Consider the following 22,647-nt stretch of genomic DNA (forward strand, 5'->3'; position numbering starts at 1 on the left):
GCTGCAGCTTAGCTTTCCAAACAAGCCGGTTTCCCGTGTTGACGGGGGACCGGCCTTTGCTGTAAAAATGAAGAAGTCCAGAGTCTCCCGCTTTTTGTCGAAACTTGCAGCGGGAATCGGTTATAATGAAGGTCATCTCGGGCTGGCCGGGCTTCGATTCCTTGTGCCGGCTTCTGAATCTGTGGAAGGTGATGCAGCCGTGCTAAGCAAGAAGGGAAGCTTTTACCGCAATACGCTTATTATTATTTTGCTAATCGCCTCCGTGCCTGGACTTGTCACGGGGTTATCCATTTACGGCATCGTGACTGGGCGAATCGAGAGCGAGCTTCAGCGTCTTCACCATAATAAGCTGATCGAGCAGGAGCATAATATCGAGTCGCAATTCGCCAATCTGGAAATGACGTTCTCGCACTGGACGTACGACCCCGGACTCGGCGCCAAGCTGAAGGAGCTTGACTTCGTCCGCAACTACGATCAGGTGCAGGAGCTGTACCGTACTCTGCTCATCATTGAAGGCTCCAATGCGCTGATCGGCAAAGTGGAGCTGTATTTGAGCACGCCGCGGCCGGTCGTCTTGACGAAGGAAGGGTACTCGTTCGTAAACGATACGGCCGAAGTACAAAAGTACGAAAGCATGCTTCAGCAGCGCAAAGCGCTGTTCTGGACGGATGAAAGCGCGGCTGAGGCAGGTAAGGCCGCCGGTGCGGACGAGGGCGTCCTGACGCTCGTCAGCAAGGTGCCAGGGGTGCCTGCGGAGCCATTCGGATTGCTGATTGCCCAATTGGATGGGAATAAGCTTAAGGAACAGCTGAAATCACTGAATCCATACGAGGAAGGTACGGCGCTGATGATCGCCGGAGACAGCGGGCGACGCTTCTCTTCGGGAGAACGTCAGCCGCAATTGGAGCAGGCGCTTCAAGCGTTGTACACGAAGCGGAGCGCAGACGTAAGCGATACCAGAGACGAATCGATGCTGTACGAAGTCGAGGGGAAGACGTATTCGGTCTCGGCCAGCGAATTCAGCCGCTTAGGCGCCAAATGGGTATTCATGTCGGCAGTACCGCTATCCAACATTACCGCACCGGTGCTTCTGGTCTCGAAAATTATTTTGCTGATTTCCATCGGCGGGCTTCTTATTGCGATGGCGTTGACCTGGTTCGCTTCGTCTCGTTTGTTCGCACCGTTCGAACGGGTGCTGCAGCGGCTGTTCGGCAATCCGGAGCTGAAGCTTAACGCCAGCGGCTTCGAGTGGATCGAGAGCAAATGGCAGGCAATGACCCGGGAAAGCACGACCCTTCGCGAGCAGCTGGACCGCCATACGCCCGCACTGCGCGAAGGCTTCCTCATGCAGCTTGTGCAAGGCTACTTGTTTGCGCTGTCGGAGACCGAAATCAAGGACAGGCTGAAGCAGCTCGGCATCGATGTCGAGGGCAAGCAGTTCGCTGCAATGGTCGTGCAGCTGCGCGGCATGACCGATCCCGAGGCGCGCTTCTCGCAATCCGATGCGGAGCTGCTCGCGTTCGCCGTCGGGAATATTGCTCAAGAGCTTGGCCACAGTAAAGGAATTCCGTGCGAGACGCTCAATTATCACGATATGTCGCTCAGTCTGTTCCTGACGTTCCCGGGCGACTACAGCGCAGAGCAGTGCCGGGAGCGGATGAAGGAATTGGGCGAAGAGCTGATTCAGGTGATCGGCGGCATGCTGAAGCTGCAGGCGGTCGTCGTGCTGGGCCATATGACGGCGCAGCTCGGCCATATCTCTTATGTGTTCGAGGAAGCCCGGCAATCGATCTCTTACTGGGACGTAGGCGGCAAGAGCGAGCTGATCGACGTGGAGCAGCTGAACAAATCGCTGGCGCAGCGCGAATTCCATTACAACTTCACGCTGGAGAAAGAAATTATTCACGCCCTTCGCCTCGGGTCCGAGGAGGAAGCGGTGAAGCTGATCCGCCAGTTTATGCTGGACTTGTCGCAGGCCGGCTTCAAGAAGCTGATCATCCAGCAGGGCATGCTGCAGCTGCTGGGCAGTATCCAGCATGCGATGCTGCAATCGGGCATGAATCCGATCGTTCTCTTCGAAGGCGCCAGCGTGTACGAAGAGTTCCAGCAGCTGAACGAGCCTGACGAGATGTTGAGCTGGTTCCAATCGAGAATTGTCGGCACCTACGTTCAGGAGCTGATTTCCAAGCAAGATTTTCAACTGAAGCAAGTCGTCGAGAAGGTCATGGCTTACATCCGGGAGCATTATGCGACCGACTTGTCGCTTGAATCGTGCGCCGATATGTTCGGAACGAGTCCGTATACATTAAGCCGTGCTTTCAAGCAGGCAACGGGCATTAATTTTATCGACTATTTAACGAATATGCGGATCGGCACGGCCAAAGAGCTGCTACAGAGCACTCAGCTGAAGATGAGCGAGATCGCCGAGAAGGTCGGATACCAGCATACGTATTTCAACCGGATCTTCAAGAAAGTCGAAGGCATGACGCCGAGCCAATACCGGGATATGGTGCAGAGCGACCGTCAGAAATAGGCGGCGCCTCGCCTCCCGGGCGCTTCAGGGCTCCAATTGCAAGGAAAGATTATTGTGCAACAAAGGATAAAATGAGCCAAAATCGCCGCTGCAAAAAAGTTGCGTTGCCGGGAAACCGCCGCTGCCGTAACTTGGAGCTACCGGGATCAATACCGAGACCGAACGATACACAAAGGGGATGACGTCAATGAAGATCAACCGCAAAATGCTGGTCAGCGTATCCGCTGCCATGCTGGCCGCTTCCATGCTTGCTGCATGCGGCGCTAACAATGCCGGGAATGCATCCGGTACGTCGCAAGGACAAACCGCTCAAGAAACAGGACCTCTGAAGCTCAGCATCATGTCGATTCTGCTCAGTGCAAATCCGCCGGCAAATGACAACGCTATCAAGAAGCTGATCGAGAAGGCGACCAACACCGAGATGACGATTCAATGGGTGTCGGCGAATAGCTACAACGATAAATTGAACGTGTCGCTCGCATCCGGCGATATTCCGGACCTCGTGTATATTCCGCCGGAGCTCATGCAGACGACGTTCCGTACGGCGGTTCAGCAGGGCGTGTTCTGGGACGTAACGAACTACATTAAAGATTATCCGAACTTGACGAACAAAATTTCCAAGACAGCATGGGATCTTTCCAAGATGGACGACGGCAAAAATTACAGCATCCCTCGTCCGCGCCCATCCGAAGCCGACGCGTTCTTCGTCATCCGCAAAGACTGGCTGGACAACCTTGGCCTGAAGGTGCCGACGACGACGGACGAGTTCTACAATGTGCTGAAACAATTCACCGAGAACGATCCGGACAAGAACGGCAAGAAAGACACGATCGGTCTCGCCGCCAACGTTACGCCGCCGGACAAGATGGAAGGTCTCGGCCAGCTCGAGTATTCCTTCGCAGGGGCGAACGGGTTCTGGAAATACACGGATAACAAAATGCAATACTCCGCGTTCCAGCCGGAAGAGCGCAAGGCGCTCGAGTTCATGAACAAGCTGTACACGGAGAAGCTTATTCCGGAAGACTTCGCTTCTATGAAGGCAAGCCAGGTGAAGGATTTGGTGAAAGCCGGCAAAGCGGGAGTCATGTGGGAGAAGGCGGGCTCCGTCACTGAGTATGTGAACGAAATTAAGAAGACGAACCCGAACTTTAAGGAATCCGACTTCGTTCCGCTCACGAATCTGAACGGCTACAACCCGAAAGGTCCTGGCTTCGCAGGCGTGCTTGCGATTCCGAAGAAAGTGGACGAAGCTAAGATGAAGCGGATTTTGAAGATGATCGATACGTGGATGAACGACGACGTCTTCAACATCCAGCAATACGGTATCGAAGGCATCGACCATACCGTGAAGGACGGCGTGAAGGTCGTCGACGCAAAGAAGCTGCAAGAGAACGGCGGACCGGACTTCAACCAGATCGTTTACGTTGCGGATCCGTATGCGAGCTCGATCAAGAACTACTTCCCGAAAGACGTACAGGAAACGTATAAGAAGATCCAAGACGAGCGCGCCAAGACGAGCTCGGCGGATATCTCCTTCGGCCTGTTCTCCCAGACGGCGCAGCTGTCGCTGCCTGAGTTCCAGAAGAAAGTGCAAGATATGAAAGTGAAGGTCATCATGGGCCGCGAATCGCTCGCAGCATGGGACGATTTCGTGAACAAGATGAAAGTAGACCCGAACTTCGTGAAAATTGGCCAAGAGCTGACAGAAGCTTATCAGAAACGTTCCGGCACCAAGTAAATTTGTCATAGCCGACTCCCGTACATGTGGTGCGGGGGTCGCTTTGCGTAACCGCACCAAATTGAACCTTATAAAGAGAGGGAGAGAGCCATATGAATTATTTTGACCCGAATGAATCGATTTACAGCAGAACCGGCGGGAAGGTGGAGGAGACACTGTCGGTTATCGCCGAGCGGTACATCGGAGCCAATCCGCCGCATCCGTTCGTGTACCGTCTCTTCAGCGAGGACGGCTTCAAACGGATTCACGACTTCCGCTACGAGATGGATATGACGAGCAAATGGGCGGACATGAAGAATGGCCAGGTTGTTTACGTATGGGCGAAGCTGTGGAGCGATCAGGCGACGGAGCTGAACTTCGGCATCAGCTGTTATGCTCCGGTGAACATTTACATCAATGGGCAGGAGTCGTTCGCGTCGAATATTTCCGATGAAATGGCCCCGGCTCGTAAAAATGTGTTCCGCGCCCCGGTCGAGCGCGGCTGGAATCAGGTCGTCCTGAAGTATCTGAAGACGGCTGCCGGGTGCGGCGGGGTGTTCGGGACGGCTTCGTTCAAAAATTTCCCGCTGCATTTCATTGCACCGCTAGCAGAACGGGACGGACAGGAAGGCTGGGTGTATTCCGAGCCTACAGAGCAGGATTTGATTCCGCTGCTCGCCGGAGGGAGCGCTGAGGAACTCGCCCAGGGCGGTGTGAAATGGTACCCCGAGCAGCGATGGAGCGAGGCCGAGCTGGAAGCCGGCGCGTTCGCCCGGCAGTTCGGCGCCGAGCCGGGCCGGACGGCGTATGCATGGACTTCGCTGGACAATACGGCTCCCGGGAAGCGGAAGGCAGCGCTGCGGGGCAGCCACACCGGAACGATCGTCGTGTATGTCGACGGTGTGGAGGCCTATCGCAGTGCGGAAGCCGGAGAGTTCGCGCTGGAGACGGAGCTTGGCTTCGGCAGACACGATATCGCCGTTCTGTCCGAGTGCCTCGGCGGTCCGCGTTGGGGCTTCACACTGGAGACGGACGGCGCTCTGCAATGGCGGCAGCCGTTCCCGGTGGAAGGGCTCGCCGACCACTGGCTCTATCTGGGACCATTCCCTGCGGGGAAGCAGCCTGGAGTTCTTGAGCTGAGTGCTTCTGCGACCAAGGTGTTCGAGAACGGCGGGGATGGCGTCTTCTGGAGCGCCGATATGCCGGCTGGCCGCGTACGTCCTTATTTGGAGAACCCGCTGTTCGGCAAGTGGAACTATCCGCTCGGCGTTACCTTGTTCGGTTTGATGCAGACGGGGACGGCGCTCGGACGCGGCGATTACGTCGATTACGTGCTGCGGCATATCGAGAGCTGCACCGCCGCCGACGCGTACGCGCTATGGGATGCGGAGCGTTACGGCGCGCCCGGCGTGAACAACCAAATCGCGATGATCGACAGTCTTGACGACTGCGGCTCGTTCGGCGCCACGATGCTGGCGGGAATGAAGCACCGGGAGCTCGAAGGGGCACGCCAAACGGCGGAGCGAATTGCGGACTACATCGGCAACCGCCAGGACCGTCTGCCGGACGGGGCGCTGTACCGGGTTCGCGGCAGCGTCGATTTCATGGCCAATACGATGTGGTGCGACGACTTGTATATGAGCGTTCCGTTCCTTTGCCGCTATTACGAGCTGACGGGAGACACCGCCACGCTGGATGATGCGGTGCGGCAAATTTTGCTGTACAAGCAATATCTTTACATGCCGGGGCTTCAGATTATGTCGCACGTGTACGATTTGAAGAACGGCAAGCAGACGGAAGTCGCCTGGGGAAGAGGCAACGGCTGGGTGCTGTTTTCGCTCGCCGAGCTGTTACAGACCTTGCCCGAGGAGCATGAGGAACGCCCGGCGCTGCTGGTGTTTTTCCGCGACCTGTGCGAAGGCTACTTGCGTCTGCAGGGCGAACGCGGCTTATGGCACCAGGTGCTCACCGATCCGGAGTCCTACGAGGAGACGTCGTGCACGTCGATGTTCCTGTACGCGTTCGCCCGCGGTGTACGCTCCGGCTGGCTGGAGGATGCGCGTCCGTATGCGGCGGCCGTTCTCAAAGGGTGGGAAGGGCTGACCCGCGTCGGCATCGACAAGCACGGCAACGTTTACGGCGTTTGCCGGGGCTCGGGGTATTCGTTTGCCGCCCGCTACTATAAAGATGAGCTCTCCTGGCTGCTCAACGACACCCACGGGATCGGCATCGTCATGCTGGCCGGCGTTGAGGTGCGGGAAATGATGCGCGCTCTTGAGACTCAATAATCTATAAAGACCGATCGTAACGGATATCCGGATTGAGGAGTGGACGATACTGTGTTTAGAAAAAAGACAATGGATTTTCCGGTAGACCGCTTCGGAGCGATCGGCGACGGTTTGACGAATTGTACGGCCGCCATTCAGGCTGCGCTCGATGCCGCAGCGGAAGCGGGAGGCGGCCGCGTCGTGTTTTGGGAAGGCGTGTACATGTCGGGGGCGATCTACATTCCGTCGAACGTGGAGCTTCATATCGCCGAAGGGGCCGTTCTGCAGGCGATTGTGGACGACGATGCGTATCCGCTCATTTGGACGCGCGTCGCTGGCATTGAAATGCATTGGCCCAGCGCGCTGATTAATGTGCTCGACCAACAGAACGTTGCCGTGAGCGGGAAAGGAATCGTCGACGGGCAGGGCGAATATTGGTGGGACCGGTATTGGGGGCAAGACAAGCTGGGCGGCATGCGCAAGGATTATACCGCCCGCGGCCTCCGCTGGGCCGTCGATTACGACTGCCGGCGGCCGCGGCTGCTGCTCGCCTCGAACTGTTCCGATGTCCGCATCGCAGACCTGACCTTCGTTCGTTCGCCGTTCTGGAACGTGCATATTTGCTATTCCGATCAAGTCGTCGTTAGCGGGCTGCGGATCGTTCGGAGCGGCGGTCCGAGCACCGACGGCATCGACATCGATTCGTCGTCGAACGTGCTTGTTGAGCATTGCGACATCGACTGCAACGACGACAATATTTGCGTGAAGGCGGGCCGCGACGCGGACGGTCTCCGTGTGGGCCGCCCCTCCGAGCACATTCGGATTCAGCATTGCAAGCTCGGACGCGGGGCCGGCGTTACGCTCGGCAGCGAAACGTCGGGCGGCATCCGGTACGTGCATATTTCGGATATCGAGATGACCGGTACGGAGAACGGCTTCCGGCTGAAATCGGCGCGTACGCGGGGCGGAGTCATTGAGCACATCACGGTTCGGAATATTACGATGACCGATGTGCTGCGTCCGTTCAGCTTCCTGCTCAATTGGCATCCCAGCTACAGCTATGCGTCGATACCGGACGATTTCGAAGGCGAGGTGCCGGAGCACTGGCGCGTCATGGCGGAGCCGGTCCTGCCTCCGGAGCGGGGGATTCCGGAGTTTCGCGATATCGACATTTCGGACATAACCGCGAACAGCCGGTTCGCCGCAGAGGACGGAAGAAGGTCCAAGGCGTTCGAGGTCGAAGCGTACGAGGAGAAAGCGATCCGGGACATCCGCTTCGCACGGATCGAGCTGAGCGTGAACGAGCCGGGCTTCATCGCTCATGCAGCGGACTGGACGATGGAGCAAGCGGTCATTCGTCTGACGGAACCGGCGGAGCTCCGCACGGACAACTGCCGGAATGTGCAACTACCAACCATCGAGGTGATCGAATCGTGACAATCGCCAGGAAAATGTATCGGGCCCAGCTTCGCGCCGGCGCCGGCTCTGCGGCGATCGACGCCGTGCGGCAGGCGTCCGCAGCAGCGGAGCGGCTTGTGCGCGAGGGCGTACTGATGACGGCAGCGGGGTTTGCCTGGAACGACAATTTGTTTCTGTATTACGAGTGCGTGAAACGGGACGTCGCACCGGAAGAGCTGGTGCCGGGGCTGGAAGCTTACCTGGCCGAATGGCCGGGGAAGCCGGAGCCGCGCCATTGGATTCTGATGATCGATGTGTTCCATTTCAATGAGCCTGCGAGCGCCCTGCACTGGCGGCGCAAGCAGCCCGTCGAGCGCCGCGCCGGCCGGGTCGCCCATCTGAAGCCGGAAATGATGAGCAGCTATATTTACTATCACTACCAGCTTCAAGAGGAACGCGCCTTCTCGGGAGACAAGTACGAGATCATTGCGATGCACGAGAACCTGCTGTTCGGCTATCAGGAATTCCCGAAGGTAATCGAGGAGCCGGTAGTGCCTGGAAGACTGTCCACGAAGGGGACACCGGAGAACTGGGAAGATTCGCGGATGGATTTGCATTTTCAAGCTTGGGAAGACGGGCATCTGTATTTTAAACATATCGATCAATTGTTTGCGTATTACGATGAAGGAGGAGAACAAGCATGATCGTCAGCATTCTCGATTACGGCGCTGTCGGCGACGGCGTGACGAAGGCTACGCGCAGCATCCAGGCCGCGATTGACGCCTGTGCCGAGCATGGCGGCGGCACGGTGCTCGTACCGAAGGGGAATTATTTGTCCGGCACGCTGCTTCTGCGCTCGAACGTAACGCTTCATCTGGAGGCGGAAGGGCGCATCGTGAGCTCGATGGAGGAGGCCGATTTTACCGCGCCGGAGGGCTCCGATGAGCTGGAGCTTAGCGAAGGCCAAGGCAGCCGGGCGCTGTTGAGCGCAAGACATGCGGTGAATATTGCGGTGACGGGGCTTGGCACGATCGACGGGCGGGGCGAGCAGTTTCTGGAGCCGGAGGACGGCGTCAGCGATTATGTGCTGCTGCCGCTCGGGCAGTTCCGTCCGAAGCTGATCGACTTCGAGGGCTGCACGAACGTCGTGTTCCGCGACGTGACGCTGTACCGCGCTTCGTCGTGGGGACTGCATATGACCGGCTGCCGGACGGTAACGATTAGCGGCATTAAGATTCTCGGCCAGCAGCGCGGACCGAACAACGACGGCATCGACCCGGATTGCTGCCAGGATGTCCACATCTCGAACTGCCATATCGAGACGGGCGACGACTGCATCGTCGTCAAGACGACGAAGTACGGTGCAGAGCGCTACGGGGCCTGCGAAAATATTACGGTGACGAACTGCACGCTCATGTCGCACGACTCCGCAATCAAGATCGGCACCGAAACGCACGCCGACATCCGTAACATCACCGTGACGAACTGCGTGATCCGCAATTCCAACCGCGGCGTCGGCATCTGGGTGCGGGACGGCGCCACGATCGAGAATATGCTGTTCTCCAACCTGATCATGGAAACGAGACTGTTCAGCGACGAAGAGGAAATTAACCGCCAGCTGCGCTGGTGGGGCAAGTCGGAGCCGATCTTCATTACGGCGGAGCGCCGTAACGGCGGCCAGCTGCCGCCCGGCAGCATCCGCAACATCCGCTTCCACAACATTATCGCCGAGACGGAAGGCTGCATCTATCTGGAAGACTCGGAGGAGAGCGTCATCGAGGACATCTCGATCCGCGGCCTGCGGACGAAGCTGCGCCGCGTAAGCGGCTACCCCGGCGGCTGGTTCGATACGCAGCCTTCGGCGCGCGGCGTGTTCGCGCATCACATTCCGGCTTTGTTCTGCAAGCACGCCCGGAAGGTCACGCTCAGCGATATCGAGGTTGTGTGGGGCGAAGACAAAAGCGAGCATTGGTCGAACGCGGTATACGCCGAGCAGGTCGAAGATTTGATGATTCGCGGCTTCCGCGGCGCCGCAAGCGACGCTGAGCACAGCGTGATCGAGCTTCATCGCGTACGTGACGTCGTGGTGGAAGGCTCGCGGGCGGAGCGCGGCAGCGGGGTGTTCCTGAAGCTGGCGGATACGGCCGCTGAGGAACTGGCGCTGCTGAACAACGATCTGTCGAAGGCCGCTTCGGCGGTTCAAGCGGCGGACGGGGCTCCGGTAACCGGCTATTTCAGCACCGGCAACCGGCTGTCTGCGGAAGGGGGAGCGCGCGATGCCTAGAGTCGTCGTTTCGTTCCCGGAGGGGAAGCACAAGGCGCTGACCATGAGCTACGACGACGGCCGTAACGCCGACAAGCGGCTCGTTGAGATTTTTAACAAGTACGGGATTAAGGGCTCGTTCCATATTAACGGGGGGCTGCTTGGCGGAGAAGATCGCCTTACGGCGGAGGAAGCCGCGGCCCTCTACCTCGGGCACGAAGTGTCGGCGCACACGCTGACGCACCCGACGATTGCACGCTGTCCGAAGGAGCAGCTCGTTTACGAAATCAACGAGGACCGCAGGGTGCTGGAGGCGGTTGTCGGCTATCCCGTGCGCGGCATGTCGTACCCGAACGGCTCTTTTAACAGCGGGATCAAGTCGATGCTTCCGCATCTGGGCATCGAGTACTCGCGCCCGGTGCAAACGACCGGAGGCTTCGGCATGCCGGACGACTGGTACGAGTGGAAGCCGACCTGCCATCATAACGACAAGCTGCTGGAGCGCGCCGAATCGTTCCTGCAGCTGCACAAGCGGCAGTATTTGTACTTGATGTACGTTTGGGGCCACAGCTACGAATTCGACAACGACAGCAACTGGGACGTGATCGAGCGGTTCTGCGCCGCCGTCGGCGGCCGCGACGATATTTGGTACGCGACCAATATCGAGATTGTCGATTACATGAATGCGTTCGCGGGGCTGAAGTTCTCGGCGTCCCGGGAGCTTGTGTACAATCCGTCGGCGCAGTCCGTCTGGCTCGAGGTCGACGGCCGCATCGTCGAAGTCGGCGGCGGCAAGCAAGTATCGCTGATTGGCTAATTTGCGGCATTATCATGTACAATGGACGCATGAGGAACGGAAGGGAGCAGAAGTGCTGTGACGGCATCGCGACTGGAACGCCAAATTGCGTTTATTATTGAGCTCGATAAGATGAAGAACATTTTCCGCAAGACGAAAGTGCTGGGGACCGACCGCCACGAGAATGACGCCGAGCACACCTGGCACCTGGCGCTCATGGCGATCGTGCTCGCCGAGCACGCCAATGTGCCGGAGCTTGACCTTACCCGCGTTGTGAAGATGCTGCTGATCCATGACGTGGTGGAGATCGACGCCGGGGACACGTTTGCTTATGACGTCAAGGGCCACGAGGACAAAGCCGAGCGCGAGCAGATGGCGGCGGACCGCTTGTTCGGCATGCTGCCGGAGGAGCAGCGGGACGAGCTGATGGCGCTGTGGCACGAGTTTGAAGCGAACGAGACGCCGGAGGCGCGGTTTGCGCTCGCGCTGGACCGGCTGCATCCGATGCTGCTGAATTTTCACAATAACGGACAGTCCTGGCGCGAGAACGGCATCACCCACGACCGCGTACTCGCCCGCAACAGCGTTATCGAGAACGGCTCGGAGGCGTTGTGGGCTTATGCGAAGCGCATGGTGGAGGAAGCCTTGGCGAAAGGGATATTGAGTTAATCGGCGGTTTCTGGCTTCATGACGAAACAGCGGCGGACTGGAACTTGAACGTAAAGTTCTATGCATCCTTGCCGCTGTTTTTTCTTATTATACGCTAGCGTCCTCGAGCTAAGTCGATCCTTTAGCAAAGAACTGCGATAGCGCATCGACGTTCCGTAAGAAGAGGCAGTAACCGCTTTAAGCAAGGAATTGGTCGTGCGGATAACCTTTTGAGCTATAGCGGTTTCCGAAACCGTTATTTGGCTCGAGACTGGATGACTTACAATTTTAGTGGATTTTGAGGGCGTTATTTTCCAGCCATCAGGAAATCAAGCCCAATTTCATCCATTGACCTTCGATAGCGCCGCCAAAGTCTCTATTTTGAATGAAAAGGGCGATAGCGGTGAAATAGGGCCCTCCCGATCGGCTAAACGAACCGCATCAGCAACGCCAAGCCCCGTAGAAAAAAAGACGAAGTCATCCCTTAAACGGGAGGCTCCGTTTTTTTACTTTGCTCTCGTGACGTAGTTGACGTTAGGGCTGCTTAGTCCATCGTTGGGCTGAGCTTCTTGGGTTGTTTTCGGCAGCAGCCTTCTTAGGTGAGTCCATGGCGAAAGCCGTCCCGCCACGACGCATAGCGGGGCTTCCACCCGTGCCGAAGCGCTTTGCCGTTCGACGCCCCGCGCTCCCAGCTTGCGCCGCCGGGTTGAACGAGCGGTGCCGGGGCTCCCAGCGCGTCGGCAAATACCGGCAGCCATACGGTTGCGGGAGCCGGCTCGCAATCCGTAATGTTATAGATACCGGACGGCCAACCGATCGCTAGTACGGCGGCGCTAGCGGCATCTTCGACATGAATAAAAGAGCTGACGCCGTCTGCAGCCGGCAGCTGCCGCTGCTGCACTTGCTCGGCGATATAGCCGCCGGGGGTATACCAGGTGCCGGGCCCGTAAAATAACCCGTATCTCAGAATGACATAATCCGGCATTTCGGCTGCCGTGCTTTCGAGCGCATGGACCGCCTCGACCGTCGCATTCCGCGGCGGCGGCGCATCCAGGTCGAGCGGTTCGTCTTCGGCTGCAGGCCCATCGCCCGCAGCGTAGGCCCAGGAGATGCTCTGCGCAATCATCCGGCGCACGCCGCATGCAAGCGAGGCGTCTACCAGGTTGCGCGTACCTTCCTTGCGGATTCTCGCGTGCTCGGCGAAGTTTCGTGCGCCAAGCGATGTGAGCTGATGGATGACGGTGTCCGGCTTCGCATCGCGAAGTACGGCGAAGACGGCTTCCCGGTCGAAGACGTCCAGCGCAACGGGCCGCGCTCCCATCTTCTTCAGCGCTTCGGCATGATGCCCGGTCCGGGTTAAGGCGGTCACCTCATGCCCCTCTTGTACCAGCAAGGGCACCAGCGCCCTTCCGATGACTCCGCTTCCTCCTGCGACAACGATGTTCATTTTGCTTCTACCTCCATAAGGTTACGAATTTTGGCTTTACCGCCGCCGATTCGGGATTGAACGCCCAGCACGCCGACTACGATCAGCAACGCGCCGATGATGTGGAAATATTCCAGCCGGTCCTGCAGCCAGACGACGCCGGCCGCGATCGAGAACAGTGTACCGAGATTGACAAACATGCTCATGCGGTACGCTTCGAGCTTGGAGAGCAAGTAATTGGACAGCAGAGAGGAAACCGCAGACGTCATGATCCCCAAATAGGCAATCGATCCCACAAATATAGGCTCCCTCAAAGGCGCCAGCATCGTGTGAAGCGTACCTGCGAAAGCGTGTTTGCCAATAGCGAGGGCGTCAAAGAATACACAGCCGACAAACATCATGACTAGGCTCATTTCGACTGCCGAATACTGCTCCCTGAACAAGCGCGCCATCACGCCGTACAGCGACAGTGACGCCGTTGAAATCAGGACGAGAATTCCGCCGGTTACGCTGACGGCATGGACCGACGCTCCGCCCGCAGCAAGAATGACGATAACCCCGCAAACCGAGCACAGGACGGACAGCTTTTGCACCCAGGTCGACCGTTCCTTTAATATGACCGCAGCGAGAATCAATGTAAAAATCGGTACGGTAGCTTGAAACATGCTCGCTTCCGACGCTGTCATATAGATGAGGCCATAGGCGGAAAATCCGAAAAAGGCGGCCGGGTACAAGAGCCCGACAGCCAGGAGCGGCAGCCAGCGGCGGTTCCGCCACTTTACCTTAACCTGTCCTAAGCATACGGGAATTGCGATGACGACGAAAGCTAACGTGAACCGGGCGGCGAGCGTATCGACCGGATCCGCGGCCTGCAGCGCCAGCTTCGTAAATAAGTTGGTCAAGCCGATGATCATCGAATACAATAAGGCAATCCCATAGATAGCCCGATGTGCAGTCATGTAGAGTCACTCCCCTGCGGTTCTGCTCTTCAAGCCGGCCGGCTCCGAACACATTCATCATAATGGACGGGGAGCGGGTTATTCAATGAAATCATGAGCTAACTGTACCGGTACAATTAGGCGGAGGAGGAGCTTCACGATGCGAAAATATGTACACTTGATGAGCGAGCTGGAATCGCAATTGGAAGACGGAACGATTCGCGGAGGCGGGCGCCTCCCTTCTATCCGGGAATTGTCGGCGCGCTACGGATGCAGCAAAGGCACCGTGATCAAAGCGTTCGCCGAATTGGAGAAACGCCATCTGATCTACACCGTGCCGCAGAGCGGGTATTACGCCGTGGTGAAGACGCCTGCCGCCGGCCAGGAGAGCGGTCGGTCGGCCATTGATTTTTCGGCGGCTTCTCCGGACCCGGAGCTGTTTCCGTATTTGGACTTTCAGCATTGCTTGAACAAGGCCATCGATATGTACCGCAACGATTTGTTTACGTACGGCACGCCGCAGGGTCTGCCCTCGCTGCTGCACATCCTGTGTAAACACCTGGCGGGAAGCCAGGTGTTTGCCAAGCCCGAACAAATGGTCGTCACTACCGGCGCGCAGCAAGCCCTGCACATCCTGGCGACGATGCCGTTCCCGAACGCCAAGCGGGCCGTGCTGCTGGAGCAGCCTAGTTATCATCTGATGATCCAATTGCTCGAAACGCACGGCGTTCCGGCGTACGGGATCGTCAGGACGGAGCAGGGCATCGATCTGGACATGCTGGAGCACCGGTTTCGGACGGACGATGTGAAGATGTTTTATACGATTCCGCGGTTTCACAATCCGCTCGGAACCTCGTACCCGGAACGCACGAAGAAGGCGATTGCCGAGCTGGCGAGGCGTTACGATGTTTATGTGGTGGAGGACGATTACTTGGCGGATCTGGAGACCGACACGAAGGCGGACCCGATATATGCTTATGATTCTTCCCATGTCGTGTACTTAAGGAGCTTCTCCAAACTGTTATTTCCCGGTCTTCGGCTCGGTCTGGCCATCCTGCCTCCGGCACTGCAGGGCAGCTTCAAGCTGCATAAGCAGCTGTCCGATATCGACAGCTCGCTGCTGTCGCAAGCGGCGCTGGAAATCTATATGCAGAACGGCATGTATGAACGGCGCCGGCACAAGCTTGCCGCAACGTATCAGCAGCGCATGAAGCGGCTGAAGCTGGCGCTGGACGAGCACAACGATACGGTCGATGTACGGCATGCGGCAGTGAAGGGAGGAGCGCATACGCATCTCAAGCTCCCGGAACGGCTGCATATCCCGACCCTTCTCAAGCGGCTGCGGCAGCGGGATATCGTCGTGAAGGACAGCGCTTCGTGTTATTTAACGCCGTTTGAGAAGCTTCCGCTTCTAAGGCTGAGCATATCGCAAGCGCCCGAGGAACGGATTGAAGCCGGGATCCGGGTTATTTTCGAAGAAATCGGACGGATGGCCGCCAAATGGGCAAAGCAGCAATAATACGCAGCGGCGCGACTGCGATTTTGAGTGATCCAGCGAGCGATTCTCGTATGATTATTGTCGAATAATGGAAGGAATGCTACAATGCTATCATTATATCTACAAAATCCTAGGAGGTAGTTTACTGTCGAACTCAGCACCGCAATCAACGAAAGAAGAAATCATGGAAGCCGATTACACGAGACCGGCGGGGGTTACATTATTAGCCGCTTTGGCCGGATTAGGCGTCGCTTGGAACGGCTTTCTCCTCCATTACTTGTGCAGGGAGTCGGTGACGCATTTCTTCGGAACTGCTGGGACAAGGATATGGAAGGCGCTGCTGATCGTATTCGCGGTCTGTATCGGTATTTTTGCAGTCGGGAGTATCCTGGCAATGCTCTAGACACCATTGTATGTGCGACGCAGGCGCAGGCATGTTCTACCGGGTCCTCACATATGTATGTAAATATCAGGCGTTCGACATCAGGATTGCGATGGGTGCGGGCGTCTTTTTTTATTGCTGGCGGGCACGAACGAGTGACATGATCGTGTCCAAAAAAAATTCAGACAATTCAATTCCCAATAGAGTCGTAGAATATCGCCGCATCGGCAAGTCGGTCAGTCATCGGACTCTAACTATACAGGTAAGGAGAATGGTGGGCGGACATGGACACGACGAGCAGGGGCTTACGCATGAGGAAGGACGGCCTTCCTTCGAAGCAAGGTTTGTACGACCCGCACTACGAGCACGACGCCTGCGGCATCGGCTTCGTTGCCCAGATGAAGGGCGTCAAATCGCACGACATCGTACGACAGGCGCTCCAGGTGCTGTGCAACCTCGATCATCGGGGCGGGCAGGGCAGCGAATCGAACACCGGGGACGGAGCGGGCATTTTGCTGCAAATTCCCGATGATTTCTTCCGTGAAATAGCGCCGCCCTTGCGCATCCAGCTGCCTCCGGCGGGAGAGTACGGCGTCGGCATGGTATTCCTTCCCCAGGAGCCGCAGGCGCGCGATGTGTGCGAGCGCATCGTCGAGCATTGCATCGCGGAGAGCGGGCAGAAGCTGCTCGGCTGGCGCAAAGTGCCGACGGACCATGCGCTGCTTGGCGAAACGGCCAAATCGGTGGAGCCGTACGCTGCGCAAGTATTTATCGGCAAGAGCGACACGCTGGACTTGAGCCGGGACGAGCTGGCGTTCGAGCGCAAGCTGTACGTAATCCGCAAGCTGGCGGAGAACGACGTGCGCAAGGCGCATCCGGACTTCCCGTTCTACTTCTCCAGCCTGTCTTCCCGAACGATCGTCTACAAGGGGATGCTGACGCCTGAGCAGGTGGACGCCTATTTCCTTGAGCTGCAAAATCCTGCCGTCACCTCGGCGCTCGCTCTCGTCCATTCCCGCTTCTCCACGAATACGTTCCCGAGCTGGGAGCGCGCCCATCCTTACCGCTACTTGATCCACAACGGCGAAATCAATACGCTGCGCGGCAACGTCAACTGGATGCGTGCCCGGCAAGCGCTCTGCGAGTCGGAGCTATTCGGAGACGACCTGCGCAAGCTGCTGCCGATTATCGATACCGAAGGCTCGGATTCCCAAATGTTCGACAACTGTCTGGAGTTTCTGCTGCTCTCCGGCCGGACATTACCGCATGCGGCGATGATGATGATCCCGGAGCCGTGGCAGAAGCATGAGACGATGGATGATAAAAAGAAAGCGTTTTACGAGTATCACAGCTGTCTGATGGAGCCATGGGACGGTCCCGCGGCGATGGCGTTCACGGACGGCAAGGTGATCGCGGCGGTACTTGACCGCAACGGCTTGCGCCCGTCCCGTTACTATGTGACGAATGACGATATGATCGTGCTTGCTTCGGAGGTAGGCGTGCTGGACATTCCGCCGGAGCGGATTGTCCGCAAGGAACGGCTCATGCCGGGGCGGATGCTTGTCGTCGATACGCAGCAGGGGCGGATTATCGCCGATGAGGAAATCAAGCGCGAGATCGCTGCGGCGCAGCCTTACCGGGAGTGGCTCGAGGAGCACCTCATCTTGCTGGAGGAGCTGCCGGCGGCCCTGCAGGCCCCGCAGCCGGATCACGCTGCGGTGCTGCAGCGCCAGCAGGCGTTCGGCTATACGTTCGAGACGCTGCGCAAGGTGCTGGAGCCGATGGCCCGCGTCGGCGTCGACCCGGTCGGCTCCATGGGCTGGGATGCGCCGCTAGCCGTGCTGTCCGAGCGGCCGCAATTGCTGTACAGCTACTTCAAGCAGCTGTTCGCGCAGGTCACGAACCCGCCGATCGACGCCAACTTCGAAGAAATTATTACGGCCCAGGGCACGACGGTCGGACCGGAAGGCAATCTCATTAAGCCGGCGCCGGAGAGCTGCCGCCAAATCCGGCTCAAAACATTTGTCCTCAGCAATGAAGAGCTGGCGAAACTGCGGCATATCGACCGCGAGGGCTTCCGCACGGCAACGCTGCCGATTTTGTTTGATCCGGCGGGCGGGGAGGCCGGACTGGAGCAGGCGCTGGAGCTGCTGTTCGCCGCTGCCGATCAGGCGATTGCGGACGGAGCGACGCTGCTGCTGCTGAGCGACCGCGGCGTCGACGAGTCCATGGCGGGCATTCCGGCGCTGCTGGCCGTTTCCGGGCTGCATCACCATCTGATTCGCGCCGGCACGCGCACGAAGGTCGGGCTGCTGCTGGAATCGGGCGAGCCGCGGGAGGTGCATCATTTTGCCCTACTGCTCGGGTATGGGGTTAGCGCCGTGAATCCGTATCTCGCGTTCGAGACTCTGGACGATATGATTCGGCAAGGACTGCTAAGCGGCGTGGACTATGACAAAGCTTGCGCCAATTATATGAAAGCCGTGACGAAGGGCGTCGTGAAGGTGCTGGCGAAGATGGGCATCTCGACGATCCAGAGCTACCGGGGAGCGCAAATTTTCGAGGCGATCGGGCTGCGCTCGGACGTGGTCGACCGTTATTTTACATGGACGGCCTCGCGCATCGAAGGCATCGGGCTGGAGACGATCGCCGCCGAGACGGCTGCGCGCCACCGGAGGGCGTATTCGGCGCAGGAAGGGCGCGATCCGGTGCTGGACGCCGGCGGCGAGCTGCAGTGGCGCAGTGACGGGGAAGAGCACCTGTACACGCCGGAGACGATTCATGCGCTGCAGACCGCGGTGCGGACGAACAATTACAACGAATATAAGCGGTTCGTGAAGCTCATTCATCGCGAAAATGAAAAGCAGCTGAACCTTCGCTCCTTGCTCCGCTTCCGCAGCGGTTTGGCGCCAGTGCCTCTGGAGGAAGTGGAGCCGGCGGAGGCGATTGTGAAGCGGTTCAAAACCGGGGCGATGTCGTTCGGCTCGATTTCCCGGGAGGCGCACGAGGCGCTCGCAATTGCGATGAACCGGCTCGGCGGCAAGAGCAACACCGGCGAAGGCGGCGAGCATCCGGACCGGTTCACGCCCGACGAGAACGGCGACCTGCGGCGTTCGGCGATCAAGCAGGTGGCGTCGGGCCGCTTCGGGGTCACGTCGAATTATCTGGTGAACGCGGACGAAATCCAGATCAAGATGGCGCAGGGCGCCAAGCCCGGCGAAGGCGGGCAGCTGCCCGGACCGAAGGTGTACCCGTGGGTCGCCGAGGTGCGCGGCGTAACGCCGGGGGTCGGGTTGATTTCGCCGCCGCCGCATCACGACATTTATTCGATTGAGGACCTGGCCGAGCTGATTCACGATCTGAAAAATGCAAACCCGAAAGCGCGCATCTCCGTCAAGCTCGTCAGCGAAGTCGGCGTCGGCACGATTGCCGCGGGGGTAGCCAAGGGCAAGGCCGATGTGGTGCTGATCAGCGGCTATGAGGGCGGTACCGGGGCATCGCCGCAGACGTCGATCCGCCACGCCGGACTGCCGTGGGAGCTGGGGCTGGCGGAGACGCATCAGACGCTCGTGCTGAACAACCTCCGCTCGCGGATTGCGGTGGAGACGGACGGCAAGCTGATGACCGGCCGGGATGTAGCTATCGCGGCGATGCTCGGCGCGGAGGAATTCGGCTTCGCCACGACACCTCTGATCGCGCTGGGCTGTATCATGATGCGCGTCTGCCATCTTGATACGTGCCCGGTCGGCGTCGCCACGCAGAACCCGGAGCTGCGCGCGAAGTTTGCAGGCGATCCGCAGCATGTGGTGAACTTTATGCGCTTTGTGGCGGAGGATCTCCGCGAGCTGATGGCGACGCTCGGCTTCCGGACGATCGAGGAGATGGTTGGACGCACGGATGTATTGGAGCCTTCGCAGGCGATCGTACACGGCAAAGCGCGGGGCGTGGACTTGTCGCTGCTGCTTCATCGTCCCGACGTCGGCGATGAAGTCGGACGGTACTGCCGGATGCCGCAGGATCACAAGCTGGACCGCTCGCTGGACGTGACGCAGCTGGTACCGCTGGCGGGGCCGGCGCTGGAGCGCGGGGAGCATGTGCACGCGGTACTGCCGATCCGTAACGTCAACCGCGTCGCCGGCACGATTCTTGGCAGCGAGGTGACGCGCCGCTACGGTGCGGCAGGGCTGCCGCACGATACGATCCGGTTTCATTTTCACGGATCGGCCGGGCAAAGCTTCGGCGCTTTCGTACCGCGCGGAGTAACGCTGTCGCTGGAGGGAGACGCCAACGACTATGTGGGCAAAGGGCTGTCCGGCGGCAAGCTGGTTGTGTTCCCGCCGCAGACTGCAAGCTTCGTGGCGGAGGAGAACATCATTATCGGCAACGTGGCGTTCTACGGAGCGACCGACGGCGAGGCGTACATTCGGGGCATCGCGGGCGAGCGGTTCTGCGTGCGCAACTCCGGCGTGCGGGCGGTCGTCGAGGGGGTCGGCGATCACGGCTGCGAATATATGACCGGCGGGCGCGTCGTCGTGCTGGGGCGGACGGGGCGAAATTTTGCAGCGGGAATGTCGGGCGGCATTGCGTACGTGCTCGATGAGGACGGTACGTTCGAATCGCGCGTGAACAAAGAAATGGTGCTGCTCGGCCCGCTGGAGGAAGCGTACGAGATGAACGAGCTGAAGTCGATGATTCAGCATCACGCTACGTACACGGACAGCGCAGCGGCGCACCGGGTGCTCGGGCATTGGGACGAATACGTATGGAAGTTCGTAAAGGTCATACCGAAGGATTACAAGCGGATGTTCGAGGCGATTGAGCGTGTGAAGCGGTCGGGGCTGTCGCAGCAGGAGGCCGTGATGGTGGCGTTTGAGGAAAATATGCGGGACGTGGCGCGGGTGGGCGGCAACTGAGGTTGCTTATTAGAGACTGAGGGCTGCGCTGCGGGTTGGTATGGGGGCCTCCGGGCTTTCTTTGAATTCAGGTTCTCTCATAAACCGATATGCGGTCAGAACCTGATTTCAAAGGCGACACGTAAACTCTTCGCCCCCCATACCAGCACTCCGCTCCGCGATCGTCTCAAAGCAACCGAAGTGCCGGGGTCATCGCCGCTTCACACGCAAGGGGGAGGAAGGAAATGGGCAAAGCGACCGGTTTTATGGAATATGGGCGGGAGGTGCCGCAGGAAGCGGCGCCGCTCCTGCGGATTCATCACTGGAACGAGTTTGCGGTGCCGCTGCCGGAAGAGAAGCTGCGCGAGCAGGGAGCGCGGTGCATGGACTGCGGCATACCGTTCTGTCATACCGGCAAGCTGATCAGCGGGATGGCGGCAGGCTGTCCGATCCACAACCTTATTCCGGAATTCAACGATCTCGTGTACCGCGGACAGTGGCGGGAGGCGCTGGAGCGGCTGCTGAAGACGAACAATTTTCCCGAGTTTACGGGACGGGTTTGTCCGGCGCCCTGCGAAGGCTCGTGTACGGTCGGGCTGAACGGCTCGGCGGTAACGATCAAGTCGATCGAGAAGGCGATTATCGACCGCGGCTTTGCCGAAGGCTGGGTCACGCCGAAGCCGCCCGCCGTGCGTACCGGTAAGAAGGTGGCCGTCATCGGTTCCGGACCTTCGGGCCTTGCCGCCGCAGCGCAGCTGAACAAGGCGGGGCACAGCGTGACGGTGTACGAGCGCGCGGACCGCGTCGGCGGGCTGCTCATGTACGGCATCCCGAACATGAAGCTGGATAAAAAATACGTGCAGCGCCGTGTCGATCTCATGGCTGCCGAAGGCGTGACGTTCGTGACGAACACGGAAATCGGCAAGGATATTCCGGCTCAGGAGCTTCGGGAGCAATTCGACGCGATCGTGCTATGCGGCGGAGCGACCAAGGGGCGCGACCTGCCGATCGAGGGCCGGGAGCTGAAGGGCATTCATCTGGCGATGGAATTTCTGAAGGCGAACACGAAGAGCTTGCTGGACTCGGAGCACGAGGATGGGGCGTACATCAGCGCCGAGGACAAGGACGTCGTCGTGATCGGCGGCGGGGATACCGGGACGGACTGTGTCGGGACGTCGATCCGCCATAAGGCGAACAGCGTGACGCAGTTCGAAATTATGGCGAAACCGCCGGAGACGCGTCAGCCGAACAATCCTTGGCCGGAATGGCCGCGGGTGTACAAGATGGACTACGGCCAGGAGGAGGCGGCCGCGCTGCAGGGCGAGGACCCGCGAGAGTATCTCATCTCGACGAAGAGATTCGTCGGCGATGAGAACGGGCACGTGAAGGAGGTTCACACCGTGCTGATCGAGTGGAAGCGGGACGACAGCGGCCGCTTCGCACCGGTCGAGGTGCCCGGCAGCGAGAAGGTGTATCCGGCGCAGCTCGTGCTTCTGGCGATGGGCTTCCTCGGACCGGAGCCGACCGTGCTGGAGCAGCTCGGCGTCGAACGCGACGAACGCTCCAACGCGAAAGCGGCGTACGGTCAATTCGCCACGAATGTGCCTGGCGTATTCGCCGCAGGTGATATGCGCCGCGGACAAAGCCTGGTCGTGTGGGCGATCAACGAAGGCCGCGAAGCCGCCCGCGAGGTCGACAAATATTTGATGGGCGGGACGAATTTACCATAACGGAAGCTTTGGCGCTCGGCGATGTTTAGGCCGCGGTGCCAAAGCTTTTTTATAAAAAATAGATATACTACTGTTTTTTTAGTCATAAATATAGTAATATAGGGCTTGCTGAACAAGATTCGTTCCATTTACACCCAACGTAAGTCTCTAAACCCAAGC

The 22,647-nt window shown here is 58.8% G+C and carries 14 protein-coding genes; 12 read left to right on the forward strand and 2 right to left on the reverse strand.

Annotated features, from left to right (window positions below; all coding sequences use genetic code 11):
• Positions 1-94: 94 nt before the first annotated feature.
• The 8 genes from ACFFK0_RS24885 to ACFFK0_RS24920 all read left to right on the forward strand — a co-directional run bounded on the left by ACFFK0_RS24885 (position 95) and on the right by ACFFK0_RS24920 (position 11,643).
• Complete coding sequence (locus ACFFK0_RS24885) at positions 95-2,533, forward strand: helix-turn-helix domain-containing protein (protein WP_377473089.1); 2,439 nt, start codon at positions 95-97, stop codon at positions 2,531-2,533.
• A 187-nt stretch (positions 2,534-2,720) separates the two neighbouring features.
• The gene (locus ACFFK0_RS24890) at positions 2,721-4,271 is read left to right on the forward strand and encodes a type 2 periplasmic-binding domain-containing protein (protein WP_377473091.1); all 1,551 of its coding nucleotides are present in this window, start codon (positions 2,721-2,723) and stop codon (positions 4,269-4,271) included.
• A 92-nt stretch (positions 4,272-4,363) separates the two neighbouring features.
• Positions 4,364-6,538 (forward strand): glycoside hydrolase family 88/105 protein, encoded by a 2,175-nt coding sequence (locus ACFFK0_RS24895; RefSeq protein ID WP_377473092.1) that lies wholly within the window; start codon positions 4,364-4,366, stop codon positions 6,536-6,538.
• A gap of 51 nt (positions 6,539-6,589) precedes the next feature.
• Positions 6,590-7,954, forward strand: a complete 1,365-nt coding sequence (locus tag ACFFK0_RS24900) for a glycoside hydrolase family 28 protein (RefSeq protein ID WP_377473094.1) — start codon at positions 6,590-6,592, stop codon at positions 7,952-7,954.
• On the forward strand, positions 7,951-8,619 hold the full coding sequence (locus tag ACFFK0_RS24905) for a hypothetical protein (RefSeq protein WP_377473095.1): 669 nt from the start codon (positions 7,951-7,953) through the stop codon (positions 8,617-8,619). Before ACFFK0_RS24900 ends, ACFFK0_RS24905 begins: the two co-directional genes overlap by 4 nt.
• Positions 8,616-10,199, forward strand: a complete 1,584-nt coding sequence (locus tag ACFFK0_RS24910; RefSeq protein ID WP_377473097.1) for a glycoside hydrolase family 28 protein — start codon at positions 8,616-8,618, stop codon at positions 10,197-10,199. Before ACFFK0_RS24905 ends, ACFFK0_RS24910 begins: the two co-directional genes overlap by 4 nt.
• Positions 10,192-10,995 (forward strand): polysaccharide deacetylase family protein, encoded by an 804-nt coding sequence (locus ACFFK0_RS24915; RefSeq protein WP_377473098.1) that lies wholly within the window; start codon positions 10,192-10,194, stop codon positions 10,993-10,995. The genes ACFFK0_RS24910 and ACFFK0_RS24915 overlap by 8 nt, the downstream gene beginning before the upstream one ends.
• Before the next feature lie 57 nt (positions 10,996-11,052).
• A complete protein-coding gene (locus ACFFK0_RS24920; RefSeq protein WP_377473099.1) occupies positions 11,053-11,643 on the forward strand; it encodes an HD domain-containing protein in 591 nt (196 codons plus the stop codon).
• Between the two features lie 574 nt (positions 11,644-12,217).
• Here the strand turns inward: ACFFK0_RS24920 and ACFFK0_RS24925 are convergent.
• Together ACFFK0_RS24925 and ACFFK0_RS24930 are read right to left on the reverse strand one after the other, a co-directional pair.
• On the reverse strand, positions 12,218-13,069 hold the full coding sequence (locus ACFFK0_RS24925; RefSeq protein WP_377473100.1) for an NAD-dependent epimerase/dehydratase family protein: 852 nt from the start codon (positions 13,067-13,069) through the stop codon (positions 12,218-12,220).
• Positions 13,066-14,007 carry a DMT family transporter gene (locus ACFFK0_RS24930; RefSeq protein ID WP_377473101.1) on the reverse strand — a complete coding sequence of 314 codons (942 nt, stop codon included), beginning with the start codon at positions 14,005-14,007 and terminating at the stop codon, positions 13,066-13,068. Before ACFFK0_RS24930 ends, ACFFK0_RS24925 begins: the two co-directional genes overlap by 4 nt.
• A gap of 139 nt (positions 14,008-14,146) precedes the next feature.
• On the opposite strand from ACFFK0_RS24930, the gene ACFFK0_RS24935 reads away from it, so the two are divergent.
• The 4 genes from ACFFK0_RS24935 to ACFFK0_RS24950 all read left to right on the forward strand — a co-directional run bounded on the left by ACFFK0_RS24935 (position 14,147) and on the right by ACFFK0_RS24950 (position 22,488).
• Positions 14,147-15,505 (forward strand): aminotransferase-like domain-containing protein, encoded by a 1,359-nt coding sequence (locus ACFFK0_RS24935; RefSeq protein WP_377473102.1) that lies wholly within the window; start codon positions 14,147-14,149, stop codon positions 15,503-15,505.
• Between the two features lie 163 nt (positions 15,506-15,668).
• The gene (locus ACFFK0_RS24940) at positions 15,669-15,887 is read left to right on the forward strand and encodes a hypothetical protein (protein WP_377473103.1); all 219 of its coding nucleotides are present in this window, start codon (positions 15,669-15,671) and stop codon (positions 15,885-15,887) included.
• A gap of 290 nt (positions 15,888-16,177) precedes the next feature.
• Positions 16,178-20,779: a glutamate synthase large subunit gene (gltB, locus tag ACFFK0_RS24945; protein ID WP_377473104.1), complete on the forward strand. Its 4,602-nt coding sequence runs from the start codon at positions 16,178-16,180 to the stop codon at positions 20,777-20,779.
• A gap of 224 nt (positions 20,780-21,003) precedes the next feature.
• Complete coding sequence (locus tag ACFFK0_RS24950) at positions 21,004-22,488, forward strand: glutamate synthase subunit beta (RefSeq protein ID WP_377473105.1); 1,485 nt, start codon at positions 21,004-21,006, stop codon at positions 22,486-22,488.
• Positions 22,489-22,647: the final 159 nt, after the last annotated feature.

This window comes from Paenibacillus chartarius (genome assembly GCF_042432825.1).
GTDB classification, from domain to species: domain Bacteria; phylum Bacillota; class Bacilli; order Paenibacillales; family NBRC-103111; genus Gordoniibacillus; species Gordoniibacillus chartarius.

Bases quoted from the DNA above. Each gene is read 5' to 3' on its own strand.
- ACFFK0_RS24890 (WP_377473091.1), top strand. From the start codon at position 2,721: ATGAAGATCAACCGCAAAATGCTGGTCAGCGTATCCGCTGCCATGCTG.
- ACFFK0_RS24895 (WP_377473092.1), top strand. From the start codon at position 4,364: ATGAATTATTTTGACCCGAATGAATCGATTTACAGCAGAACCGGCGGG.
- ACFFK0_RS24910 (WP_377473097.1), top strand. From the start codon at position 8,616: ATGATCGTCAGCATTCTCGATTACGGCGCTGTCGGCGACGGCGTGACG.
- ACFFK0_RS24915 (WP_377473098.1), top strand. From the start codon at position 10,192: ATGCCTAGAGTCGTCGTTTCGTTCCCGGAGGGGAAGCACAAGGCGCTG.
- ACFFK0_RS24925 (WP_377473100.1), bottom strand. From the start codon at position 13,069: ATGAACATCGTTGTCGCAGGAGGAAGCGGAGTCATCGGAAGGGCGCTG.
- ACFFK0_RS24930 (WP_377473101.1), bottom strand. From the start codon at position 14,007: ATGACTGCACATCGGGCTATCTATGGGATTGCCTTATTGTATTCGATG.
- ACFFK0_RS24935 (WP_377473102.1), top strand. From the start codon at position 14,147: ATGCGAAAATATGTACACTTGATGAGCGAGCTGGAATCGCAATTGGAA.
- ACFFK0_RS24940 (WP_377473103.1), top strand. From the start codon at position 15,669: ATGGAAGCCGATTACACGAGACCGGCGGGGGTTACATTATTAGCCGCT.
- gltB (WP_377473104.1), top strand. From the start codon at position 16,178: ATGAGGAAGGACGGCCTTCCTTCGAAGCAAGGTTTGTACGACCCGCAC.
- ACFFK0_RS24950 (WP_377473105.1), top strand. From the start codon at position 21,004: ATGGGCAAAGCGACCGGTTTTATGGAATATGGGCGGGAGGTGCCGCAG.